Source organism: Gordonia sp. NB41Y (assembly GCF_030718915.1).
GTDB lineage: Bacteria > Actinomycetota > Actinomycetes > Mycobacteriales > Mycobacteriaceae > Gordonia > Gordonia desulfuricans.
Genome location: NZ_CP132196.1, coordinates 1271797 through 1294438 on the forward strand (window position 1 = coordinate 1271797; position 22642 = coordinate 1294438).

Annotated in this window: 20 protein-coding genes and 1 tRNA gene; 11 read left to right on the forward strand and 10 right to left on the reverse strand. The window is 68.4% G+C overall.

Annotation, left to right across the window (positions count from 1 at the left end; all coding sequences use genetic code 11):
* Positions 1–9: 9 nt before the first annotated feature.
* Positions 10–522, forward strand: a complete 513-nt coding sequence (locus Q9K23_RS05420; RefSeq protein WP_020793539.1) for an SRPBCC family protein — start codon at positions 10–12, stop codon at positions 520–522.
* Between the two features lie 101 nt (positions 523–623).
* Here Q9K23_RS05420 and Q9K23_RS05425 read toward each other — a convergent pair whose 3' ends face one another.
* Both Q9K23_RS05425 and Q9K23_RS05430 read right to left on the reverse strand, forming a co-directional pair.
* Positions 624–1778 (reverse strand): cystathionine gamma-synthase, encoded by a 1155-nt coding sequence (locus Q9K23_RS05425; RefSeq protein WP_020790045.1) that lies wholly within the window; start codon positions 1776–1778, stop codon positions 624–626.
* A 37-nt stretch (positions 1779–1815) separates the two neighbouring features.
* Positions 1816–3216, reverse strand: coding sequence for a cystathionine beta-synthase (locus Q9K23_RS05430; protein ID WP_020790046.1), 1401 nt, complete (start codon positions 3214–3216; stop codon positions 1816–1818).
* 128 nt (positions 3217–3344) lie between these two features.
* On the opposite strand from Q9K23_RS05430, the gene Q9K23_RS05435 reads away from it, so the two are divergent.
* The gene (locus Q9K23_RS05435) at positions 3345–4313 is read left to right on the forward strand and encodes an SGNH/GDSL hydrolase family protein (RefSeq protein ID WP_053777736.1); all 969 of its coding nucleotides are present in this window, start codon (positions 3345–3347) and stop codon (positions 4311–4313) included.
* A 108-nt stretch (positions 4314–4421) separates the two neighbouring features.
* Positions 4422–5645 carry an acetyl-CoA C-acetyltransferase gene (locus Q9K23_RS05440; RefSeq protein WP_020791630.1) on the forward strand — a complete coding sequence of 408 codons (1224 nt, stop codon included), beginning with the start codon at positions 4422–4424 and terminating at the stop codon, positions 5643–5645.
* A gap of 67 nt (positions 5646–5712) precedes the next feature.
* Here Q9K23_RS05440 and Q9K23_RS05445 read toward each other — a convergent pair whose 3' ends face one another.
* From Q9K23_RS05445 to Q9K23_RS05455, 3 genes are all read right to left on the reverse strand, one after another.
* Positions 5713–6567, reverse strand: coding sequence for a Bax inhibitor-1/YccA family protein (locus Q9K23_RS05445; protein ID WP_020791628.1), 855 nt, complete (start codon positions 6565–6567; stop codon positions 5713–5715).
* Between the two features lie 126 nt (positions 6568–6693).
* The gene (locus tag Q9K23_RS05450) at positions 6694–7377 is read right to left on the reverse strand and encodes a TetR/AcrR family transcriptional regulator (protein ID WP_020791631.1); all 684 of its coding nucleotides are present in this window, start codon (positions 7375–7377) and stop codon (positions 6694–6696) included.
* On the reverse strand, positions 7328–9712 hold the full coding sequence (locus Q9K23_RS05455; protein WP_053777650.1) for an MMPL family transporter: 2385 nt from the start codon (positions 9710–9712) through the stop codon (positions 7328–7330). The genes Q9K23_RS05450 and Q9K23_RS05455 overlap by 50 nt, the downstream gene beginning before the upstream one ends.
* Before the next feature lie 155 nt (positions 9713–9867).
* Here Q9K23_RS05455 and Q9K23_RS05460 point away from each other — a divergent pair.
* Positions 9868–9944, forward strand: a tRNA-Leu gene (locus tag Q9K23_RS05460).
* A gap of 264 nt (positions 9945–10208) precedes the next feature.
* Positions 10209–10853, forward strand: coding sequence for a GPR1/FUN34/YaaH family transporter (locus tag Q9K23_RS05465; RefSeq protein WP_152972792.1), 645 nt, complete (start codon positions 10209–10211; stop codon positions 10851–10853).
* A 98-nt stretch (positions 10854–10951) separates the two neighbouring features.
* Here the strand turns inward: Q9K23_RS05465 and Q9K23_RS05470 are convergent, their stop codons facing one another.
* Positions 10952–12412, reverse strand: a complete 1461-nt coding sequence (locus Q9K23_RS05470) for an NAD(P)/FAD-dependent oxidoreductase (protein ID WP_059036296.1) — start codon at positions 12410–12412, stop codon at positions 10952–10954.
* A 62-nt stretch (positions 12413–12474) separates the two neighbouring features.
* On the opposite strand from Q9K23_RS05470, the gene Q9K23_RS05475 reads away from it, so the two are divergent.
* The 4 genes from Q9K23_RS05475 (at position 12475) to Q9K23_RS05490 (ending at position 17244) form a co-directional block, all read left to right on the forward strand.
* Positions 12475–13425 carry a hypothetical protein gene (locus Q9K23_RS05475; protein WP_020791135.1) on the forward strand — a complete coding sequence of 317 codons (951 nt, stop codon included), beginning with the start codon at positions 12475–12477 and terminating at the stop codon, positions 13423–13425.
* A gap of 177 nt (positions 13426–13602) precedes the next feature.
* A complete protein-coding gene (locus Q9K23_RS05480) occupies positions 13603–15138 on the forward strand; it encodes an alkaline phosphatase family protein (protein WP_053777648.1) in 1536 nt (511 codons plus the stop codon).
* Between the two features lie 20 nt (positions 15139–15158).
* Positions 15159–15407, forward strand: a complete 249-nt coding sequence (locus Q9K23_RS05485) for a hypothetical protein (RefSeq protein WP_020791133.1) — start codon at positions 15159–15161, stop codon at positions 15405–15407.
* Between the two features lie 271 nt (positions 15408–15678).
* Positions 15679–17244 (forward strand): DEAD/DEAH box helicase, encoded by a 1566-nt coding sequence (locus tag Q9K23_RS05490; RefSeq protein ID WP_305950418.1) that lies wholly within the window; start codon positions 15679–15681, stop codon positions 17242–17244.
* 120 nt (positions 17245–17364) lie between these two features.
* Here the strand turns inward: Q9K23_RS05490 and Q9K23_RS05495 are convergent, their stop codons facing one another.
* The gene (locus Q9K23_RS05495) at positions 17365–17685 is read right to left on the reverse strand and encodes a putative quinol monooxygenase (protein WP_020791066.1); all 321 of its coding nucleotides are present in this window, start codon (positions 17683–17685) and stop codon (positions 17365–17367) included.
* Between the two features lie 164 nt (positions 17686–17849).
* On the opposite strand from Q9K23_RS05495, the gene Q9K23_RS05500 reads away from it, so the two are divergent.
* Complete coding sequence (locus tag Q9K23_RS05500) at positions 17850–19274, forward strand: aldehyde dehydrogenase family protein (protein ID WP_053777647.1); 1425 nt, start codon at positions 17850–17852, stop codon at positions 19272–19274.
* A gap of 99 nt (positions 19275–19373) precedes the next feature.
* Here Q9K23_RS05500 and Q9K23_RS05505 read toward each other — a convergent pair whose 3' ends face one another.
* The 3 genes from Q9K23_RS05505 to Q9K23_RS05515 all read right to left on the reverse strand — a co-directional run bounded on the left by Q9K23_RS05505 (position 19374) and on the right by Q9K23_RS05515 (position 21335).
* Positions 19374–20213, reverse strand: a complete 840-nt coding sequence (locus tag Q9K23_RS05505; RefSeq protein WP_020791062.1) for an alpha/beta hydrolase — start codon at positions 20211–20213, stop codon at positions 19374–19376.
* A gap of 25 nt (positions 20214–20238) precedes the next feature.
* A complete protein-coding gene (locus tag Q9K23_RS05510; protein ID WP_020791061.1) occupies positions 20239–20634 on the reverse strand; it encodes a hypothetical protein in 396 nt (131 codons plus the stop codon).
* Positions 20635–20705: 71 nt separating this feature from the next.
* Positions 20706–21335, reverse strand: a complete 630-nt coding sequence (locus Q9K23_RS05515) for a TetR/AcrR family transcriptional regulator (RefSeq protein ID WP_059036300.1) — start codon at positions 21333–21335, stop codon at positions 20706–20708.
* Positions 21336–21505: 170 nt separating this feature from the next.
* Here Q9K23_RS05515 and Q9K23_RS05520 point away from each other — a divergent pair, with 170 nt between their 5' ends.
* Positions 21506–22636, forward strand: a complete 1131-nt coding sequence (locus tag Q9K23_RS05520; RefSeq protein ID WP_053777734.1) for a DUF5938 domain-containing protein — start codon at positions 21506–21508, stop codon at positions 22634–22636.
* The last annotated feature ends 6 nt before the right edge of the window (positions 22637–22642 follow it).

Here is a 22642-nt window from a genome sequence, read left to right on the forward strand (position 1 = left end):
CGTCGGGCCATGGCCTATGACCTCGAGCCCTTCGAACTCGACTTCTTCGACAACGCGCCGATCTCGTTCCGTATCGACGTCAACATCCCGGTCACCCCGCAACGCGCCTGGGCCGAACTGACCCGCCCCAACACCCTGGACTGGTGCAAGGCGATCAAGTCCGTCACGTTCACCTCGCCGGCGCCCTTCGGGGTGGGCACCACCCGCCGGGCCGAGCTCGCCCCGGGGTATGTCGCACTGTCGGAGGAGTTCTTCGACTGGACCGAGGACGCCGCGACGGGCAACTACCACAACGCTTTCCGCGTGCGATCGGTGAACGTGCCGGGGATGCGGAAGTTCGGTGAGTACACCGAGATCAGTCCGGCCGAGGTCGGTTCGCGACTGGTGTGGGTGTTCGCGCTCGAGCTCGGCACGTCGTCGTGGCCGGTCACCGCGATCTCCAATCCACTGTCCACGCCGGTGTTCCGCAGCATCGAGTCGGACACGTTGCGGTACTTCGCCCATCTCTCACCCCAGGCCTGACACAAACCCTCCACACTTACGCAGAAACCCCCGGAAATTCCGGGGGTTTCTGCGTAAGTGTGGAGGGTCTGGCCGGTCGATCAGACCAGACCCGCCGAGCCCTACTGCAGCGCCTGCTCCAGGTCGGCCAGGATGTCGTCGATGTCCTCGATGCCCACCGACAGCCGCACCAGGTTGGCGGGGACCTCCAGCAGCGACCCCGCGGTGGAGGCGTGGGTCATCGCGCCCGGATGCTCGATCAGCGACTCGATCCCGCCCAGGGACTCGGCCAGGGTGAACACCTCGGTACGGGCACAGAACTTCTTGGCGTCCTCGATGTCACCGGCCACCAGCACCGACACCATGCCACCGAACCGCGACATCTGCTTGGCCGCGGCGGTGTGCCCCGGATGCGTCGACAGGCCGGGGTACAGCACCGACTCGATCCGGGGATGCTTGGCCAGGAAGTCGACGACGGTCTCGGCGTTGTCGCAGTGCTTCTCCATCCGCACCGCGAGGGTCTTGATGCCACGCATGGTGAGGTAGGCGTCGAACGGGCCTGGCACCGCACCGGCACCGTTCTGCAGGAAGGCCACCGCCTCGTCGATCTCGGCGTCGTCGGTCACCAGCGCACCGCCGACGACGTCGGAGTGCCCGCCGAGGTACTTGGTGGTCGAGTGCAGCACGATGTCGGCACCCAGGGTCAGCGGCTGCTGCAGGTACGGGGTGGCAAAGGTGTTGTCCACCACCAGCTTCGCGCCGGCCTCGTGCGTCACCGCGGCGATCGCCTCGATGTCGCCGACGTTGAGCAGCGGGTTGGTCGGGGTCTCCAGCCACACCAGTTTGGTCTGCGGGGTGACCGCCGCACGCACCGCGTCGACGTCGGTCACCGGCGCCACCGAGTAGGTGATCCCCCACTGGGTGAACACCTTGTCGATCAGGCGGAAGGTGCCGCCGTAGGCGTCGTTCGGGATGACGAGGTGGTCGCCGGGGCGCAACTGCGAACGCAGCACGGCGTCGGTGGCGGCCATCCCCGACGCGAATCCCCGCCCGTAGGTGCCCTTCTCGATGGCCGCGATGTTGGCCTCGAGCACCCGACGGGTGGGGTTACCGGTACGGGCGTACTCGAATCCGTCGCGCATCCCGCCGACGCCGTCCTGGGCGAAGGTGGAGCTGGCGTAGATCGGCACGTTGACCGCGCCGGTCCGTGGGTCCGGGTCGTAGCCCGCATGGATGGCCTCGGTGGCGAATCCGCGACGACGCTGCTGATCACTCACGTGAAAACTCCTCGCTGAGTTGGACTCTGGTCGGCGGTCAGCCGGCGGTGATGGTGGGGTGGGTGCTGACGAAGGCAAGCAGGTCGTGCCGGGTGATGACGCCGATCGGCTTGCCGTCCTCGACCACCATCAGGGCGTCGGTGTCGGAGAGCGCCTTGGTGGCCGCCGACACCGGCTCACCGGAACCGATGAGCGGGAACGGCTCTCCCATGTGCGCCGACACCGGATCGGCCAGGTTGGCACGTCCCTCGAACACCGCCGACAGCAGGTCGCGTTCGGTGACCGCACCGGCCACCTCACCGGCCATCACCGGCGGTTCGGCACCGACCACCGGCATCTGCGAGACGCCGTACTCGCGCAGGATCTCGATGGCGTCGCGCAGCGTCTCCTGGGGGTGGGTGTGCACCAGATCCGGCAGGGCGCCGGTCTTGCCGCGCAGCACATCTCCGACCAGCGGCTCGGTGGCCTTGGCATCGAGCGGGGAGCGCAGGAAACCGTAGCTGCTCATCCACTCGTCGTTGAAGATCTTGGCCATGTAGCCGCGACCACCGTCGGGCAGCAGCACGACGACGACGGCGTCGGGGCCCTCACGCTCGGCCACCTGCAGTGCCGCGACGACGGCCATCCCGCACGAGCCACCCACCAGCAGGCCCTCTTCCTTGGCGAGGCGGCGGGTCATGTCGAACGAGTCGGCGTCGGAGACGGCGATGATCTCGTCGGGGATGCTCGGGTCGTAGGCGGCCGGCCAGAAGTCCTCACCCACGCCCTCGACGAGGTAGGGCCGTCCGGTGCCGCCGGAGTAGACCGAGCCCTCCGGGTCGACGCCGACCACCTTGACCGCACCGTCGGAGATCTCCTTGAGGTAGCGGCCGGTGCCGGTGATGGTGCCGCCGGTGCCGACGCCGGCCACGAAATGGGTGACCTTGCCGTCGGTGTCGGCCCAGATCTCCGGGCCGGTGGTCTCGTAGTGGCTCTGCGGGCCGGCCGGGTTGGAGTACTGGTTGGGCTTCCAGGCGCCGTCGATCTCGGTGACCAGGCGGTCGGAGACGCTGTAGTAGCTGTCGGGGTGTTCCGGCGGGACCGCGGTGGGGCAGACCACGACCTCGGCACCGTAGGCGCGCAGGACGTTCCGCTTGTCCTCGCCCACCTTGTCCGGGCACACGAACACACACTTGTAGCCGCGTTGCTGGGCCACCAGTGCCAGTCCCACACCGGTGTTGCCGGAGGTGGGTTCGACGATGGTGCCACCGGGCTTCAGCTCGCCGGACTTCTCGGCCGCCTCGATCATCCGAAGGGCGATCCGGTCCTTGCTGCTGCCGCCGGGGTTGAGGTACTCGACCTTGGCCGCCACGAGACCCGATCCGGGCTTGACCACCGAGTTGAGCTTGACCAGAGGGGTGTTGCCCACCAGGTCCACGACAGTATTGGCGATGCGCATGCCTCTATCGTCCCAGAGTGCCCCGCGGCACCCACATCCGACTCGGGTTCTCTCCCCCGCCCCTCGACGACGGGCCGGGGATCGCGCACTCGACCGTCGCGTCGCCGGTGATCGCTAAGCTGACAGACGTGTCCGGACCGCGTCCCACCGACCATCACCTCCTCCGTGACATCGGCGCCACGGTGGCTGCGACCTCTGCGGCCGCCGGAGTCACCTGGGGAAGCTACAACCTGCTGGTCTGGCAGGCACAGAAGGCCCGCACGGTGATCCCGCATCGCACCGACAACGCCCCCGACGGCGACGGCCTCTATCGGCCCGACGGCACCGGACCGATCCGCGTGACCCGCGCCAATGCCGCCGACGCCACCCTGCATCTCGCCGTGTTCGGCGACTCCACCGCGGCCGGTCTGGGCGCCGACACCGGCGTGCAGACCCCGGGGGCGCTGCTGGCGCACCGCATCGCCGTCGAGACCGGCAACGTGGTCCGGTACAGCAACAAGGCGATCGTCGGCGCCACGTCGAAGGGCCTCGACTCCCAGATCGACGCCATGCTGATCGCCGGTCACCGGCCCGACATCGCCGTCATCCTGATCGGCGCCAACGACGTCACCGCCCGTAACGGCATCCGGTCGTCGGCGGTGCGGGTCGGCAAGGCCGTCGACCGGTTGCGCACGATCGGTGCCCAGGTGGTCGTCGGCACCTGTCCCGACATGGGCGTGATCACGGCGGTGCCGCAGCCGCTGCGGTCGGTGTTGCGGCTGTGGGGTCTGCGCCTCGCGGCGTCACAGAAGTCCGCCGTCGTCGCCGCCGGTGGACGGGCGGTCCCGATGGCCGACCTGCTGTCCGAGGAGTTCCGCGAGGCACCCGACCGGATGTTCTCCTTCGACCGCTATCACCCGTCGAATGCCGGGTACGAGCTCGCCGCCGACATCCTGATGCCCGAGGTGCTCGTCGCCCTCGGCGAGTGGGGACCCGAGCCGCTGCCGGAACCGCCGGAGATCTCGCCGTCGGTGGACAACAGCAAGTTCACCGAACGGCTGCTGCGGGTGGTGCGGACGGTGCGACATGTGCCCATGCCGCACGGTCGTCTCGGCTAGCTCACGGGTCATCTCCGGGTTGTGCCCGGTCTCATTCGACCACCGCACAACCGTTTCGGACAGGGCACGCCCCGGCCTACCGGACAGCGGTGAAGTAACGTGTTTCACATGCCTGAAGCTGTCATCGTCGCCCATGCCCGTTCGCCCATCGGCCGCGCCGGAAAGGGATCTCTGAAGGACGTCCGTCCCGACGAGCTGTCCCGTCAGATGGTCGCCGCCGCCCTCGCCAAGGTGCCGGCCCTCGATCCGGCCGACATCGAGGACATTCACTGGGGTATCGGCCAGCCCGGTGGTCAGGGTGGTTACAACATCGCCCGCGTGATCGCCGTCGAGCTCGGCTTCGACCACATCCCCGGCGTCAGCGTCAACCGTTACTGCTCGTCGTCGCTGCAGACCACGCGTATGGCCCTGCACGCCATCCGTGCCGGTGAGGGCGATGTCTTCATCTCCGGTGGGGTGGAGAGCGTCTCGAGCTTCGGGATCTCCGGTGGCGCCGACGGTGCCCCGAACTCCAAGAACCCGCTCTTCGACGAGGCCATGGCCCGCACCGAGAAGACCGCCGAGGGCGGCGCGGGCACGTGGTCCGACCCGCGTGCCGACGGCGTCCTGCCCGACGTCTACATCGCGATGGGCCAGACCGCCGAGAACGTCGCATCCTTCACCGGCATCTCCCGGGAGGACCAGGACCGCTGGGGCGTGCTGAGCCAGAACCGCGCCGAGAAGGCGATCGCCGACGGCTTCTTCGCCCGCGAGATCGACCCGGTCACCCTGCCCGACGGATCGACCGTCAGCACCGACGACGGCCCGCGCGCCGGCACCTCCTACGAGAAGGTGTCGCAGCTGAAGCCGGTCTTCCGCCCCGACGGCACCATCACCGCCGGCAATGCCTGCCCGCTCAACGACGGCGCGGCCGCGCTGGTGATCATGAGCGACACCAAGGCCAAGGAGCTGGGCCTGACCCCGCTGGCCCGCGTCGTGGCCACCGCTGCCACCGGCCTGTCGCCGGAGATCATGGGCCTGGGCCCGATCGAGGCGATCCGCAAGGTGCTCAAGGTGTCGGGGATGTCGCTGTCGGACATCGACCTCGTCGAGATCAACGAGGCCTTCGCGGTGCAGGTGCTGGGTTCGGCCGACGAGCTCGGCATCGATCACGACAAGCTCAACGTCTCCGGTGGGGCGATCGCGCTGGGCCACCCGTTCGGTATGACCGGTGCCCGCATCACCACCACCCTGCTCAACAACCTGCAGACCCACGACAAGACCTTCGGCATCGAGTCGATGTGTGTCGGCGGTGGCCAGGGTATGGCGATGGTGCTCGAGCGCCTGAGCTGACCCCGGTCGGCACAAACGAAGAACCCCGCTCCGATCGGAGCGGGGTTCTTCGTTTTCAGGAGACTGTCTAGTCGCTCTGGAAGTAGCTCAGCAGACGCAGGATCTCGACGTAGAGCCAGACCAGGGTCACGGTGAGACCCAGTGCGACGCCCCAGGCGGCGCGATCGGGGGCACCGGCACGGATCAGGCGATCGGCGGCGTCGAAGTCCAGCAGGAAGCTGAACGCGGCGAGCGCGATGCAGACCAGCGAGAAGATGATGGCGATCGGGCCGCCGTCGCGCAGGATGCCTGCGCTGCCGGTGAACAGACCGATGATCAGGTTGCCGACCATCAGCACGATCACGCCGATCAGGCCCGCGAACAGCATGCGGGTGAAGCGCGGGGTCACGCGGATCGCGCCGACCTTGTAGACCAGCAGCATGCCGAAGAACACGCCGAAGGTACCGAGCACGGCCTGACCGATGAGCGCACCGGCGTTGGCTCCGCTGACCACCCAGTTGGCGAAGACGTAGGAGATCGAGCCGACGAACAGGCCTTCGAGGACCGCGTAGCCCAGGACGATCGCCGGGTTGTCCTGCTTGCGCCCGAAGCTCGCGATCAGCACCAGGACCAGCCCGCCGATGGCACCGACACCGCACAGCAGCGGCGCGAGGGTCTCGTTGGACGAGCTGAGGAAGTACGACACGATGGCCGAGATGGTCAGCACCCCGAGGGTGATGGCCGTCTTGGTGACCACGTCGTCGATGGTCAGCTGACGTGTGCTCGGCGGCGCGGCGGGCGGGCTGTACGGCGCCTGCTGGCCGTACTGGTTGTACATGGCGGCCTGTCCGGCGCCGGCAGCACCGCTGCCGAAGCCTGCATAGCCACCGGACTGATTGTCACGGACAACGCCGCGCATCACCGGATTGCTACTGTCTCGCACCTGATGCTCCCTTGTCTTCGACGTTCGAGTGGACGTCTGAACTGTTCAACGGGGACGAACCCCCATGAGTTCCGACTTTACCTTTTCTTGACCATCGATGCCGGAACCGCGCCTACCGGGGCCTGGTCAGTCGGTTCCCAGCCGGTCGACGAGCCGCCGGACGGCATCGGGGTCGGCGCAGTCGACCGTCCGCATCACCACGCGCCCCAGGCATGCCGCGCGCAGCAGGGTCGTGGCACGCTGCTCCTCGTCACCCCAGTCCAGTACCGGTTTCGCGATCATCAGCGAGGCCACCCCGTGGGCCGCAGCCCACAGTTCGAGGACCACGTCGGCGATCTCGTCGGGATCGAACAGCCCGTCGTCGGCGAGTTCGGTGACGGTGTCGGTGAACCGGACGAAGGCCGATGCGGCGAGCACCATGTCGACCTTCGTCCGGGTGTCGACGGTGGTCCGGGAGAACGCCTGCCGGTAGAGCACCGGGGTGGACACGGCGAACCGCACATACGCCAGTCCCTGCTGCAGGGCACGTTCCATCGGGTCGTCGACACCCGCACAGGCCTGCGCCATCCGGTCGTCGAGCTGCTCGAAATAGCGGGCACAGACCGCGTCCAGGAGTTCTTCCTTGTCGGCGAAGTGCAGGTAGATCGACGGTGGGGTCACCCCCACCCTCGTCGCGACCGCCCGGATCGAGACCGCGCTGCTGTCCTGCTCGTCGAGGAGCAACTCGGTGGCGGCATCGATGATCTCCTCGGCGAGGAGTTCACCCGAGCCGCGGGGGGACCGCGTCCGGCGTCTCGACGTCGTGCTCACTGCTCTCCTGTTTCTCCGTCTTCGTTGTGGTGGCCGTCGTCCCTGTGGCCGTCGTCCCTGTGGCCGCCGTCCCTGTGGTCCCCGTCCCGGCCGGGAGCCCGTGGTCACCTTCCTCCGACAGCCCGATCCGGTCGTGCAGGGCCCGTAGCGGCGCCGGCGCCCACCAGTTGGCACGACCGGCGAGCCGCATGAATGCCGGGACCAGCAGCATCCGGATGACGGTCGCATCCATCAGCACCGCAAGGGTCAGACCCACCCCGAACATACGCATGAACGACACCTGGGAGGCCGCGATCCCGGCGAACACGATGCTCATCAGCAGTGCCGCGGCGGTGACCACGCGTCCGGTGCGGGCCAGGCCGACCGCGACCGCGTGATCGTTTGCGGCCCGGCTGCGATCGGATGCGAGCCACTCCTCGCGGACCCGGCCGAGCAGGAACACCTCGTAGTCCATCGACAGGCCGAAGGCGATGCAGAACATCAGTACCGGCATGGTCGCGACGAGGTAGCCGGTCGCGGTGGTGCCGAGGCCCCCGAGGTGGCCTTCCTGGAAGAACCAGACCATCGCACCGAACGTCGCCGACAACGACAGCACGTTGAGCACCAATGCCTTCAGTGGCAACACCACACTGCCGGTGAACAGGAACAACAGGATGAAGGTGGCGATCGCGATCACCGCGAGCACCCACGGCAGGTGGGCGTAGATGGAGTCGACGGTGTCGGCGTTGAGTGCCGCGAGGCCGGTGAACGACGCGGCGAGGCCCGGCGGTGTGGGCACCGCGCGCAGGGTGTCGAGCTGGTCGGATCCGGCGTCACTGAGCGGCTCGACCTCGGTGGAGATCGACAGCAGTCCGGTGACGGTCCCGTCGCCGGCGGTGTGGGTGCCGGCCGGATCGGCGGGCCCTCGGGCGGCGCCGTCGACGAAGGTCCCGGATGCGCCCGACACCGACGTCACCCCGTCGACGCGGGACAGGGCGGCGGCGTATTCGGCGCGGGCCGCGGGATCGGCGGGACCGACGACGACACCGGTCAGGGTGCCGGACAGGTCGTCGGTGAACCCGTCACGGATCTCCTGCTGCACCTCGTGCGCGCTCGCCGAGCTCGGCAGCACCCTGTCGTCGGGGAACCCGAACCGGATCGACAGGAACGGGGCGCCGAGTACCAGCAGCACGATGATCACCCCGGCGCCGACCGGGGCGGCGTGGCGCAGCACCCACTGCACGAAGCGATACCAGCCGCTCTCCTCGATGGGCAGCGATGCCGGTTCGGGGCGGCCGCGGACCCGGCGGATCGCCCGCCGCACGTCGAGTGCGTCGATGCGGGGGCCGAGGACCATCAGCAGGGCCGGCGTGACGACGAGTGCGGCGAGGACCGCGACGATCACCACGCCGAGTCCGGCATAGGCGAACGACCGCAGGAAGTACATCGGGAAGATCGCGAGCGCCGAGAGCGACAGTGCGACCGTCACCGCCGAGAACGCGACGGTGCGTCCGGCGGTGTTCATCATCACCAGGATCGCCTGACGACGTTCACGACCGGATGCGAGTTCCTCCCGATAGCGGGTCACCAGCAGCAGGGTGTAGTCGATGGCGAGCGCCAGACCCATTGCGGTGGTGAGGTTGAGCGCGAAGATCGACACATCGGTCACGCTGCCGATCAGGCGGAGGACGGCAAAGGTGACGACGATCGCGAACACGCCCACCGCGATCGGCAGGGCGGCGGCCACCACCCCGCCGAACACCACGATGAGCACCAGGAAGCTGATCGGGATGGCGATACCCTCGGCGATCGCGAGGTCGCGGCTGGTCTGTTCGTTGACCTGCTGGAAGACCAGCGCCTGACCGCCCGCGCGGATCGTGATGCCGTTGCGCTCACCGACGATCTGGCCTTCGAGTTCCTCGGCATGTCGCGGGGCGTCGTTGTCGCCGCCGGACAGGGTGGCCACGATCAGCGCCGACGTCCGGTCCTCGGAGAGCAGCGACGACGCCAGCGCGGGCTGCTGCCAGACCGACAGGATCGGCCGTTGCACATTCGGATTCGCCTCGAGCTCGGCGATGATCTCCCGTCCGGTGCGCATGCCGACGGGGTCGGTGGCCATGTCGGTGCCCGGCGGGGCGTCGAGTTTGAAGACGATCTGCAGACCGCCACGGTCGAAGGTCTCATCGACGACCTGTGCCGCGGTGGCCGCCTCGGAATGCGGGTCCTCGTATCCGCCGGACAACAGGTACTGCGACGCCGACGCGCCATAGATCCCCGCCCCCACCAGAACCAGGAACACCACGGCCAGCACACGTTTGGGTGCCGCCGTCACGAGCTGTGCAATTCGGGTCAACATGGGTCCCCCAGACCTGTTGGTCGATCCATCCGGCATTTTGACTTATCGGCGTTAAGTTAACGTCGATAAGTCCCGTCGGTCAAGGGCCGTCCCGCATTCGGCAGACACCACCCCCACGCACACAGGACGCCCCGCGATGGCATGCTGATGCCCACGCCCCCATAGCCCAATCGGCAGAGGCAGCCGGCTTAAAACCGGCACAGTGTCGGTTCGAGTCCGACTGGGGGCACCATGTCATCCCTGCCGGCCTCCGGCCGGAGTGCGCCCACTGAGTTCGAGTGACATCCCGGAGGGCGCACCATCACACCCCTGCCGGCCTCCGGCCGGAGTGCGCCCGAATCCGGTCACACCACGACCTGATCGGCCACCTGACCCACTGGCCTGCCGGACAGTCGCGGGTCAGGTCGATCCCGTAGCCATTGTGATCGCAGCCACACCATCCCTACATTTGCGACGGAAATCACCTATGAATGTCGAGATCTATGAAGGGATCACGATGACCGACGTTGCCATGGCTCCGCCCGAGACGTTCACCGCACCGGCCGGATCGGTCGAACCGGCCACTCCCCCTGCCCCACCGGCGAATCCCGCCGCGATCGGCGTGCCCACGTTCATCGTCGGGTCGGTGGCCCTCGGCATGGTACTGGTGGGATTCGTCCCAGCCACCGGCGCATCCATCCCGATCATCCTGGCCGCCACCAGCATCGGCCAGCTGGTCGCGGCGGTCTGGGCATCGTCGTCGGGACAGAGCGCGGTTGCCGCGATCTTCGGCATCTTCAGCGGATTCTGGCTCAGCTACGCGGTCCTGGTCCTCGGCCTCACCCACGGATGGTTCGGGGTCGGCGAGGCGAATGCCGTTGCCACCCAAGAGGTCTTCCTCACCTCATGGCTGGTGGTCGTGGGTCTGCTGACCGTCGCGACGCTACGCCTGCCGTTCGCGTTCACCCTGCTGTTCGTCCTGATCGACATCGCACTCGTCCTGGTGCTGCTGGCAACCGCCCAGGGCAGCACCGCGATCCAGACCGCCGCCGGCTGTGTGGTGTTCGCCTTCGCCGCGGTCGGCGCCTACCTGTTCCTCGACGCCATGTCGACGTCCACCGGCGGACCGGCCCTCCCGATGGGACGGCCGGTCCTGGCCTGATCCACCTGGCCGACGCCGCCACCTCCTCGACGGGGGATGTGGCGGCGTCACAGGCCTTTTCACCCGACCACACGAAATCCTGCGCGTGTGCGCGCAGATCAGTGCAGGCTCTCCAGGAGCCGTAGCCACACCTCGCTGACGGTCGGATAGGCCGGGACCGCATGCCACAACCGGTCCAGCGGGACCTCTCCGACCACGGCGACGGTCGCCGAGTGCAACAGTTCGGCGACGTCGGGACCGACGAAGGTGGCACCCACGATCACCTCCCGCAGGGCGTCGATCACGAGTCCCGCATGTCCGCGATAGTCCGACCGAACCAGCGCCGATCCCGCGACGGCGATGTCGAGTTCGGTTGTCCTTACCTCGATCCCGGCGGCACGCGCGGTCTGCTCGGTCATTCCCACCGAGGCCACCTCGGGGCGGGTGAACACCACCTGCGGGACGGCCGAATGGTCGGCGAGCGCCCGATACCGGGGGCCGTCGAGCCGGTATCCCTCTGCGCGGGCGGAGATCACATCGCCCACCACCCGCGCCTGGTACTTGCCCATGTGGGTCAGCGGAGCACGCCCGTTGGTGTCACCGACGGCGTACAACCATCCCCGACCGGCCACGTTCAGGTGATCGTCGACGTCGAGGGGTTGCGTCGGATCGATCCCGAGGGTCTCCAGGCCCAGCCCCACCGTGGCGGGGCGGCGTCCGGCGGCGACGAGGACCTCGTCGACCTCCAGTCCATCGGCCCGCGAGCCGTCGGCCCCGGTCAGCGAGATCCGGACCGGCCCCCCGTGAACACGGCCGGGGCCGGTGTCGCGGGTCTTCACCCGCTGCACATGCCCGAACGTCTCGCCGAAGCGTAGGTCCACTCCGCGGGCTCGCAGGCCCTCGGCGACCATCGCCGACGCCCACGGTTCCATGGCCGGCAGCAGCGCCTGCCCACGCACGGCCATCGTCACCGTCGCACCGAGATCGGTGAGCCAGGTGGCGGCCTCACAGGCCACCACCCCACCGCCGAGTACGCCCACCCGTTCCGGGACCTCGACCACGGCGGTCACGTCACGGGACGTCCAGGGCGCCGCGTCGCGCAGTCCCGGGATGTCCGGGATCGACGCGGTGCTGCCGGTTGCCAGCACCACCGCCTCCCGTGCCCGGATGCGACGGCCGTCCACCTCCACCACACCGTCCTCACCGGTCAGCCGTGCCCGGCCGCGCACCAGGTCGATACCCGCGCCGTCGAGCCAGCGGACCTGGGACGCGTCGTCGCGGTGCGAGGTCATCGTGTCGCGCCAGCCGAGCAGCGCGTCGCGGTCGGGCCGGGTCGAGGTGACCCGGGGCGCCGAGCCGGGCAGTCCGGCCGCGGCCTCGAGCACCGCCCCCGCCCCGAGCAGCGCCTTGCTCGGCATACACGCCCAGTAGGAACATTCCCCGCCGACGAGCTGGTCTTCGATGATCACCGCGGTGCGACCGGAACCGCGGATGGCGTAGTCGGCGGCGTTCTCGCCGGCGGGACCACCGCCGATCACCACGACGTCATAGGTGTCGGTGTTGTCTCCCGAACGACTCATGTCACCACGGTAGGCGCCCGGTGCCACCCACCCGACCCGATCGCCAGGCATGATCGACAGTCATGTCGGACAGCGTTCACCAGGGCCCCTCGGTGCCGGACGAGCCGGAACCGGGCGCCCCCACCAAGCCGAACCACCCGGACCAGGTGCACTGGATCCGGGGAACACGACGCATCCTGGCCGCCGAATGGCGCGTGATCCGCGGTCGCGACCCCGATCTCAACCCCGTCGACATCACCGAGTACTCGGGTCCGCTGCTCGTCGCCGGGGTAGCGATCGCCATCGTCGGGATTCTGCCGCTGGTGGGGACACACCTGGGATCCGATGCGGTGTTCGGCCCGCTGATCGGTTCGTTCGCCCTCGCCGCCGTCGCGACCACGACGATCGCCTGGCTGCTGGCCACCGTCCTGGCCGGGCTGGTGGTGCTGGTGGTCTATCACTCGTCACCGAAGACGGCGACCATGACCACCGAGCACGCCGTGCGCGCCTCCTTCGACCGCATCACCGGGATCTCGTCGTCGGTCACCCTGATCGCGTTCATCTCCGGTCTGGTGTCCCTGGCGATCGCCCTGCCCCGGCTGGAGTCCACCGACGACGAGGACTCGGTCCTCGCCCGCCTGTTGAGCGCCCAGGTGGCCTGCCTGCTGCTCGCCCTGGTGCTGGCGTTCACCGTGGAGGCCTTGCGTACCGCGACCGCCATCCTGGGGTCGCAGGTGAAGGTGATCGCATCGGTGGGCGGCCTGCTCATCACGCTGGTCTCGTTCTATCTGGCCTCCACGATCGGCCCGTTCGAGCCGATCGCGCTGACCCGGACCCTGCTCGACGCATGGCTGCCCGCGACGGTCGACGGGACGCCCCGCGACGAGGTCATCGCCGACCTGCTGCCCGGATCGGCGCGCGCGTGGACGGCGCTGACCGTGACCGGATACGTGGTGGTGATGTGGCTGCTCCTCGGGTGGCACACCGGGGATCTCCGACGACTACGGGCGGCCGTCCGGATCGTCGGACACTGACACCCGCCCGCGACAGCCGACACCGGCTCCACATGCTCGACGACCGATCCGCGCCGTGTTCATCCGGGATTCACCGCGCGCCCACCGAACTCTGCCTACACTCTGCGGGCGGCCGCATCACCTTCAGTCTGCGGACCAGCCCATCCGGTGCGACCGCCCGACAGCGAGGAGCACAGGGTGAGCAACGCCGGATTTGCCGGATATTCGCGGCGGGACTTCCTGGCCCGTGTGGCCGCGACCGGTGGCGCGGGACTGCTGACGTCGTGGGCGGCGCCGATCATCGACAAGGCGTACGCCTCCGCCGATCCCGGCGGGAGCGGCTCCCTGTCCGACATCGAGCACATCGTGCTGTTCATGCAAGAGAACCGCAGTTTTGATCATTACTTCGGAAGCTATTCCGGCGTAAGGGGTTTCGGCGAGCAGTCGGCCGCATGGAAGCAGTACGGCTGGGCGCCGGGCGTCGGTCCCACCACGTCCGGCCACACCGTACCGTTCCGCCTCGACACCGCGCACGACGCCAATCTCGACGGGCAGTGCATCAACGATCCCGACCACTCCTGGGCCGGTATGCACAAGGCGTGGAACAACGGACGCAACGACGGCTGGCTGCCGATGTCGATCGCATCGGTCGGACCGGAGAACGCACCGGCGCTGATGGGGTACTACGAGCGTGCCGACATCCCGGTGCACCGGTCCCTCGCCGAGGCCTTCACCCTGTGCGACGGCTACCACTGCTCGGTCCTCGGCCCCACCGATCCCAACCGTCTGTACTGGATGAGCGGCACGCTCGACCCCGACGGCAGACACGGCGGACCACTGCTCGAGACCCCCACCCTCATCCCCAAGTTCGCCTACAGCTGGCGCACCATGCCGGAGAACCTCCGCGACGCCGGGGTGAGCTGGAAGATCTACAACAACAAGGACTTCGGCCCGGTGTCGTCGGTGATCCTCGACGGGATGATGGGCTGTTTCACGCAGGCCCGGAACCCGAATTCCGAACTCGCCCGCCGCGGAATCGATCCCACCTATCCGGCCGACTTCGCCGCCGACGTCAAGGCCAACCGCCTGCCCAAGGTGTCGTGGGTGGTCCCGCCCGCACTGGAATGCGAGCATCCTGCGCTCCCGGCAGCACTCGGCGCGGTCGGCATCGTCGGGTTGCTCGACATCCTGACCTCCAATCCGGCGGTCTGGGAGAAGACCGCGCTGATCATCAGCTACGACGAGAACGGCGGCTTCTTCGACCACGTCACCCCGCCGACCGCTCCGCCCGGCACCCCCGGTGAGTACGTCAGCGTCCCCGATCTGGGCAAGGTGTCCTCGGCCAAGGGCATCCGCGGGCCGATCGGACTGGGCTATCGCGTGCCGTGTTTCGTCATCTCCCCCTACAGCCGGGGCGGTCTGGTGGCCACCGAGACCTTCGACCACACCTCGCAGCTACGGCTGATCGAGAAACGTTTCGGGGTGCCGGTGCCCAATCTGACCGCATGGCGCCGATCGACGGTCGGCGACATGACCTCGGCGTTCGACTTCGGCCACCGTCCCGACGCCACCCGGCCCAGGTTCGGCGATCCGGTACCGGCCGCACAGAACGCCCTGGTCAAGTGTGGTCCCAACGTGGCCGCCGGAACCCTCGGGCAGGGCACGCCCTACCCGGTGCCGCCCAATCGGATGCCCAGCCAGCAACCGGGAACCCGTCGCGCACCCACCGGATAGGGCCGTGGTGTACTCGACCCATGACCGATTCGGGTGTGTCCGCTGCCGGCCGGCTCACCGGGCCGCAGATCCTGGCCATGGGTGATGCCGCCGTCGCGGGCCTGACCATCGGTATCTCGGTGTATGCGGCGGCGATCCTGATCGCCGTCGGAATGGGACTCACGGCGGCACGTCAGGGGCGCCGGCGCCGCGCGATCATCTGCGCGGTGATCGTCGGCATCCTCACCGTCGCGGGTGTGGTGATCGCGGTGGCCAGCAGCATCGTCTGAAACATCGCCTGATCCGTTCGGTTCCGACGTGTCGCCGGTCACGCGATTCGTCGGATGCCACCCCGACCGTGTACGGTCGAAACATCGTGATGCGCCTCGAGCAGCGTCACTGCGTCGTAGAACGACTGTTGTCGGCGGGACGCCCGAACTTCCGGAGCGCCGCCTCGATCACTCCACTTCATACGGCGAACGAATGCGCGACCCCGCGCCTTCGCCATCCGATCGTCGCTATGTGGGTGTTCCACTCGGTGTCGATCCCTGCCCGAAAGGCATGACTTTGACCACCTTCGCCGATCTCGGTGTGCCCAACGCCCTCGTCGAGGTTCTCGCCGCCGACGGAAAGACCGAGGCCTTCCCGATCCAGGCCGACACCCTGCCCGACACCCTCGACGGTGCCGATGTCCTCGGCCGCGGCCGCACCGGCTCCGGCAAGACCCTGGCCTTCTCCATCCCCCTGGTCGCCGGACTGGCCGACCTCGACGTCGCCCGCACCCCGGGTGCACCCACCGGCCTGGTGCTGGCCCCGACCCGCGAGCTGGCCACCCAGATCGCCGACGCCGTCACCCCGCTCGCCGAGGCCGTGGGCCTGCGCGTCACCACCGTCTTCGGCGGCGTGAAGCAGAGCCGTCAGGAGCAGGCCCTGCGCCGCGGCGCCGACATCGTCGTCGCCTGCCCCGGACGACTCGAAGATCTCATGAGCCAGAAGATCATTCGGCTCGACGACGTCGAGATCACCATCCTCGACGAGGCCGACCACATGGCCGACCTGGGCTTCCTGCCCGCGGTCACCCGCATCCTCGCCTCGACCCCGGCAGACGGCCAGCGCATGCTGTTCTCGGCCACCCTCGACAACGGCGTGGACAAGCTGGTCCGCCGCTTCCTGCACGAGCCGGTCATGCACTCGGTCGACGACGCGTCGTCGCCGGTGGAGAAGATGACCCACCACGTCTACGAGCTGGCCGACGCCTCGACCAAGAACGACGTCATCCGGACCCTTGCCTCGGGCACCGGGAAGCGAATCCTGTTCACCCGCACCAAGCATCAGGCGCGCAAGCTCGCCAAGAAGCTCACCGCCGAGGGCATCCCCGCCGTGGATCTGCACGGCAATCTCAGCCAGGCACAACGTGATCGGAGCCTCGCGGCCTTCGGCGGCGGCAACGTCCGCGTGCTGGTGGCCACCGACGTCGCCGCCCGCGGTGTGCACGTCGACGGCATCGAGCTGGTCGTCCACGTCGACCCGCCGGCCGAGCACAAGGCCTACCTGCACCGTTCGGGCCGTACCGCCCGCGCCGGCAGCGCCGGTGACGTGGTCACCCTCTGCCTGCCCGAGCAGCGCCGCGACCTCCGACAGCTGCTGAGCAAGGCCAAGATCTCGGTCACCCCGCAGCGCGTGGATGCCACCTCCGAGCCGGTCCTCACCCTTGTCGGCGAGCGCGCCGCCTACGTGGAGCCCGCCCCCGAGCAGCCCGCCCAGCAGCGTCAGCCCCGCGGCCCGCGCCGCGCCGGCGGTCAGTCCGGTGCACGCAACGCCAACCGCGGCGGCCGTGGACGCGGCGAGCAGTCCGGTACCGGAGGCTCGCAGGGTTCCCGTTCGCGGACGGGCGCCCCGCGCCGGTCGGCCGGTGGCCATCCGGAAGGCGGCGCCGCACGCTCGGGCGCGACCACCCGTTCCGGCGGCACGGGACGTTCCGGTGGCGCCGCACGCTCCGGCGGTGCCGGACACTCCGGCGGCACCCGTACCCGCGATGCGCAGGCCGGTGGCGGCGCTCGTCGCGGCAACGGCCGCAACGGCAACGGCCAGGCCGCGCGTCGTCGCACCTCCGCCCCCACCCACTGATCGTCGACGACCTCTGCCCCGAATCGGCCGGAGGTTTCGACCGGGTCCACCATCCGCGTGGACCCGGGTCGAAACCTCCGGCCGAGATCGTTTGTGCCGCTGTCGTTTCGATACTCCGAATCAATCGACGGCCATCTCCCCCAGTTCCGACCAGCCGTCCTGGTCGACGGTGGTGTTGATGATCTTGGGCGTCGACACCAGGTAGGCCGGCAGTTCCGCGGTGGCCTTCTTGAAGTGGTCGCTGCTCACGTGTGCCACCGCGGCGTCGTCGTCGAACGCCTCGATGAGCACGTACTCGTCGGGGTCGGCGAGGCTGCGCGACCACTGGAACCACTTGTTGCCGGGTTCGGCCTGGGTGGCCTGGGTGAACTCGGCGCTGATCTCGGGCCATCGATCGGCGTGTTCGGGCTTGATCTTCCACAGTGCGACGATGTGAATCATAGGGCCGAGACTAGCCCGCCCCTGCCGGTCCGGCGGTCTCAATCCGCGACGCCTGCACGCGAGCCCCGGTCGGTTAGCGACCGCTCACTCGGGCTCATCGGCCATGAGGCATAGTGTGGGGTACGACACAGTTCGTGGTGACCATCCCGACACGGAGGACAAGCATGCGCGAGATCACCCAGTTCTACATCGACGGCCAGTGGGTCGACCCGATCGAGCTCAACCTCATCGACGTCATCAACCCGGCAACCGAGAAGGCCGCGGGTCATGTCGCGATCGGCAACGCGGCCGACGTCGACGTGGCGGTCGCCGCAGCCCGCCGCGCCTTCACGACCTGGGGCTCCACCACTGCCGCCGAGCGCCTGGAAGTGCTCAACGCGATCATCGCCGAGTACCAGAAACGGATGGACGATCTGTCGGCGGCGGTCACCGAGGAGATGGGCGCCCCCGACTTCCTGTCCAAGAACGTCCAGGTGCCGATCGGCCTGGGCCACCTGATGACCGCAGCCGCCGCCCTGCCGAACTACTCGTTCGCCGAGGACCGCGGGACCTCGCGCATCGTCAAGGAACCCATCGGTGTCTGCGGCCTGATCACGCCGTGGAACTGGCCGCTCAACCAGGTGATGTGCAAGGTGGCACCGGCACTCGCCACCGGCTGCACCATGGTGCTCAAGCCGTCCGAGGTGGCTCCGTTCAGCGCTGCGATCATCGCCGAGATCTTCGACACCGCAGGCGTTCCCGCGGGTGTGTTCAATCTGGTCAACGGTGACGGGCCGGGTGTGGGCACAGCCCTGTCGACGCACCCCGGAATCGACATGGTGTCGTTCACCGGCAGCACCCGCGCCGGCGTCGAGGTGGCGCGCAACGCCGCCCCGACCGTCAAGCGCGTGGCGCAAGAGCTCGGCGGCAAGAGCCCCAACGTCATCCTCGACGACGAGGATCTCGCCAAGAACGTCGCCGCCGGCGTGTCGTCGATGATGGTCAACTCCGGCCAGTCCTGTAACGCCCCCACCCGCATGCTGGTGCCGGCGAGCCGACTCGACGAGGCCACCGAGGCCGCCCGATCGGTGGCGCCCGCCCTCACCGTCGGCGATCCCACCGGCAAGGTGCGGCTGGGGCCGGTCGTCTCCGAGCCGCAGTTCACCAAGATCCAGGGCCTGATCGAGCGGGCCATCGCCGACGGCGCCACCCCCGTCTTCGGCGGCCCCGGCCGTCCCGACGACCTGCCGACCGGCTACTACGTACGCCCCACGGTGTTCCGCGATGTCACCAACGACATGGAGATCGCCCGCACCGAGGTGTTCGGCCCGGTGCTGGTGATGATCGGCTACGACGATCTCGACAACGCCGTCGAGATCGCCAACGACACCGACTACGGCCTCGCCGGATACGTGTCGGGCAAGGACACCGACAAGGTCCGTGAGGTCGGCAGTCGGATCCGTGCCGGGTCGATCTCCCTGAACGGTGCACAGCTCGATCCGTCGGCGCCGTTCGGCGGCTACAAGCAGAGCGGCAACGGCCGCGAGTGGAGCGACTACGCCTTCGACGAGTTCCTCGAGGTCAAGTCGCTGCTGGGCTTCGGCGCCTGACTCCTGCCACCTCCTCCCTCACCACACCGGCGGGGGCATCCGCATCGGATGCCCCCGCCGGTGTGCTCGGCGATTGATTGCGATGGCGCCGAACAGGTCTCAGCGTTGCGTCGGGGTGTGGCCCTCGATCCACCGCAGCAGGGTGCCGAGCACCTCGCCCTTCTCCGGTTCGTTGAAGATCTCGTGCCGCAGGCCCTCCCAGATCACCAGCGTCTTGTCCGCCGACGACGCGAGCCGTTCCACGAGCCGGCTGCCCTCGGGGTTGGTCAGCGTGTCCTCGCTGCCGTGCATCACCAGGACCGGCATCCGCAGCGACGGGAGCCGTGCCGGGAAGGACTGCATCGTCGAGATCATCTCGGCGCCCAGCCTCGCCGGGATCTTGCCGCGATACACCATCGGGTCGGCCTCGTAGGCGGCGATCACCGCGGGATCGCGGCTGATGCTGCCGGCGTCGAGAGCCATGGTCGGCAGACCGGGCGCGATCTTCCCGACCAGCTTCGACACCGCGATCAACGGTCCGGGCAGATCGTCACCGGGCATCACCGCCGCCCCCGACAGCACCAGGCCGTCGAGACGGTCCGGGTGGTCGAGGGCGTAGTCCAGGGCGATGCAGCCGCCCATGCTGTGCCCGACCAGGAACAACGGGATGCCGCCGACGCGCACCTCGCCGATCACCCGGTGCAGATCGTCGGTGTAGTCCTCGAAGCGGCTGACCTGCATACGCCGTCCTCCCGACCGGCCGTGCCCGAGATGGTCCGGTACCGCGACGAGATAACCTGCGTCGGTGAACATCTCGACGACGTGACGGTACCTCCCGCCGTGTTCTCCCATGCCGTGTGCGATCACCACCACCGCACGCGGTGTATCCGCCGGCTCGAACACGTCGAAGACGATCCGCTCGCCGTGCCTGCCGATGAACTCGTGCTCCACCTGTGCCATCCCCTGCCCTCTCATCCCGTCCCTGTCAGCCCAACCCGATCCGGTTCAGCACGCTGCGGCCGGCCGACTCGATCGCGCCGAGCGGACGTAGCGCCGCCTCCCCGATACCCACGAGCGCCTCGATCCGGCTGACCACCGTCTCCAGTCGTGCGACCACCGCGACCATCCGGTCGACCGTGTCGTCGACGCGGGTCAGCGTGCCGGTCAGTTGCGACAGTGTGGTGTCGAGCTTCTCGATGGTGCCATCGAGATCGCCGAGCGTGTTGCCGAATCCGTCCAGCGCCGAACCCATGTCGGTGAGAATGGTGTCGACCTGCTCGACCGTGACATCCGCGTTCAACGCGGCCTGTGCCAGCTTGCGGAACCGCTGCCGCTCCCCCGGACGCGCCGCCGCGCCTTGCGTAACCCCTTTGTCGGCCATGGTGGCGATTATCCCGGTCCCCCCGAGCGCAGGAGGGCGATTCGGCGTGCCGCCTTCGTCCGGTCCCCGCCTCAGCGGCCGGCCAGCACCTCGAAGACGGCGGCGAGCCGGATCCTGGCGGCATCCACCTCGGCGTCGTCGCCGGCCAGGTGATGCAGCAGGGCCCGTTGGAAGATCCCGTCGAGCAGCAGGTAGGCGGTGGCGGAGTCCAGGACGGGCTGCCCGTCCAGTAGCTCGCAGTAGCGGGTGACGACCCGCCAGATCATCTCCTCGCGGCGGGCCTCGATGTCGAGGACGTCGGCGCGGAAGGCATCGTCGAACAAGCTCTGGTTACGCAGGTCGTACCAGAGCCGATGAATCGGGGCATCCGCGACGAGGGTACCGAAGTAGTTGTCGCCGAATGCCTTTCGCAGTCCATCGGCGTCGGTGGCGGCATCCACCACGTCGTCGTAGCGGGTCACACAGACCGCCTCGTACTGGCGGACCGCATGGGCGATCAGGTCGAGCTTGTCGGAGAAGTAGTAGTGCAGCACGCCGTGGGAGTACTCGGAGTTCTGGGCGATCTCCCGCAGGCTGGTGCGCGCATATCCGAGTTCGGCGAGGGTGTGCAGGGTGGCCAGCGCCAGCTCGGTGCGTTTGGCCGAGAACTTGTCCCGAGCCCGCTCGTCGATGCGGGCACGCGTTGCACTCGGTCCTGTCATGGCGTCACCCACCTCCACGTCGAACCGGCCCATCCGGCGCCGGAGTTCCCAGTCTAGCCCCGCTGCCTGCGCCGACGCCCTTGACAACCGTCCAGACTTTCCTTGACGACTGTCAAGATCAGACCCTAGTGTGTGAGCTGCACCACACACTCGACGAACGGAGCAACACCATGCCCACCGACAAGCGCGTCGTCGTCGTCTATGGCGCATCCGGGTACACCGGCCGCCTGATCTGTGAATACCTGCGTGAGTACAACATCCCGTTCCTGGCCGCCGGCCGGAACTCCGACCGCCTGAAGGCCGTCGTCGACGCGGTCCCGGGTATCGACACCGTCGACCACGAGATCGTCGACGTCGAACACTCCACCGAAGCGCTGGTCGACGCCTTCCGCGGCGCCGAGGTGGTCCTCAACACCGTGGGCCCCTTCGCGCGATGGGGCGACCCGGTGGTGCAGGCATGCCTCGAGATCGGAGCCCACTACACCGACACCAACGGCGAGCAGAACTGGATGATCGACGTCGAGAAGCAGTACGGCGCCGAATTCGCCTCGCGTGGAATGGTTCTCACCCCTGGATTGGCCCAGATGTACACCATCGGCGAGATCGCGGCCAACATCTGCCTGGAGACGCCCGGCCTCGACACCCTCGACATCGAGGTGTTCTGGAAGGGATATCCGACCGTCGCCTCCACCAACACGATCCTGACCAACGCCGCGTTCGCCAAGGCCTACTACCTGGAGCAGAACGAGTACGTGGAGTGGCCCGCCGACGCCGGGATCTACGAACTCGTCGTACCCGGTCAGCACGAGCTGGGCCTGGCCCTCCCCTGGGGCGGGACGTCGCATCCGGTGTGGTTCAAGAACGATCCGCGCGTCGCCAACGCGAGGGCACTCGGTGGCGTCATCAACCGCCCGCTCATGCTGGGGGTCCCGCAGATCGTGGCGGCGGCGCTCGAACAGATGGAGGGCAAGTCCGACGCGGAGAAGTTCCAGATCATCGACACCGTCTCGGCGTCGGTGCGCAGCGAGACCCCGCCCCGGGAGAACCCGCGGATCAACACCTCACTGGACTCGGTCCACGCCTCCGGCCCCCTGGGTCGCGTGCACTGTGTGATCCACGGCAACTGCAACTACAAGCAGACCGCCCTGCTCAACGCCTACGGTGCGGCACATCTGCTGCAGGCCACGCCGCGTGCGGTCGGATTCGTCTCGGGCTGTCAGGTCTTCGGTCATCGCGAGATGCTCGGGGTGCTGCGCGCATTCGGTCTCGTGCTCGACCCGATCATCACCGCCCACGGCTGAGGAGCT

Excerpts from the sequence above, each read along its gene's own strand:
- Q9K23_RS05420 (WP_020793539.1), top strand. The coding sequence starts at position 10 with ATGGCCTATGACCTCGAGCCCTTCGAACTCGACTTCTTCGACAACGCG.
- Q9K23_RS05430 (WP_020790046.1), bottom strand. The coding sequence starts at position 3,216 with ATGCGCATCGCCAATACTGTCGTGGACCTGGTGGGCAACACCCCTCTG.
- Q9K23_RS05440 (WP_020791630.1), top strand. The coding sequence starts at position 4,422 with ATGCCTGAAGCTGTCATCGTCGCCCATGCCCGTTCGCCCATCGGCCGC.
- Q9K23_RS05455 (WP_053777650.1), bottom strand. The coding sequence starts at position 9,712 with ATGTTGACCCGAATTGCACAGCTCGTGACGGCGGCACCCAAACGTGTG.
- Q9K23_RS05465 (WP_152972792.1), top strand. The coding sequence starts at position 10,209 with ATGACCGACGTTGCCATGGCTCCGCCCGAGACGTTCACCGCACCGGCC.
- Q9K23_RS05470 (WP_059036296.1), bottom strand. The coding sequence starts at position 12,412 with ATGAGTCGTTCGGGAGACAACACCGACACCTATGACGTCGTGGTGATC.
- Q9K23_RS05475 (WP_020791135.1), top strand. The coding sequence starts at position 12,475 with ATGTCGGACAGCGTTCACCAGGGCCCCTCGGTGCCGGACGAGCCGGAA.
- Q9K23_RS05485 (WP_020791133.1), top strand. The coding sequence starts at position 15,159 with ATGACCGATTCGGGTGTGTCCGCTGCCGGCCGGCTCACCGGGCCGCAG.
- Q9K23_RS05490 (WP_305950418.1), top strand. The coding sequence starts at position 15,679 with ATGACTTTGACCACCTTCGCCGATCTCGGTGTGCCCAACGCCCTCGTC.
- Q9K23_RS05495 (WP_020791066.1), bottom strand. The coding sequence starts at position 17,685 with ATGATTCACATCGTCGCACTGTGGAAGATCAAGCCCGAACACGCCGAT.
- Q9K23_RS05500 (WP_053777647.1), top strand. The coding sequence starts at position 17,850 with ATGCGCGAGATCACCCAGTTCTACATCGACGGCCAGTGGGTCGACCCG.
- Q9K23_RS05505 (WP_020791062.1), bottom strand. The coding sequence starts at position 20,213 with ATGGCACAGGTGGAGCACGAGTTCATCGGCAGGCACGGCGAGCGGATC.
- Q9K23_RS05510 (WP_020791061.1), bottom strand. The coding sequence starts at position 20,634 with ATGGCCGACAAAGGGGTTACGCAAGGCGCGGCGGCGCGTCCGGGGGAG.
- Q9K23_RS05515 (WP_059036300.1), bottom strand. The coding sequence starts at position 21,335 with ATGACAGGACCGAGTGCAACGCGTGCCCGCATCGACGAGCGGGCTCGG.
- Q9K23_RS05520 (WP_053777734.1), top strand. The coding sequence starts at position 21,506 with ATGCCCACCGACAAGCGCGTCGTCGTCGTCTATGGCGCATCCGGGTAC.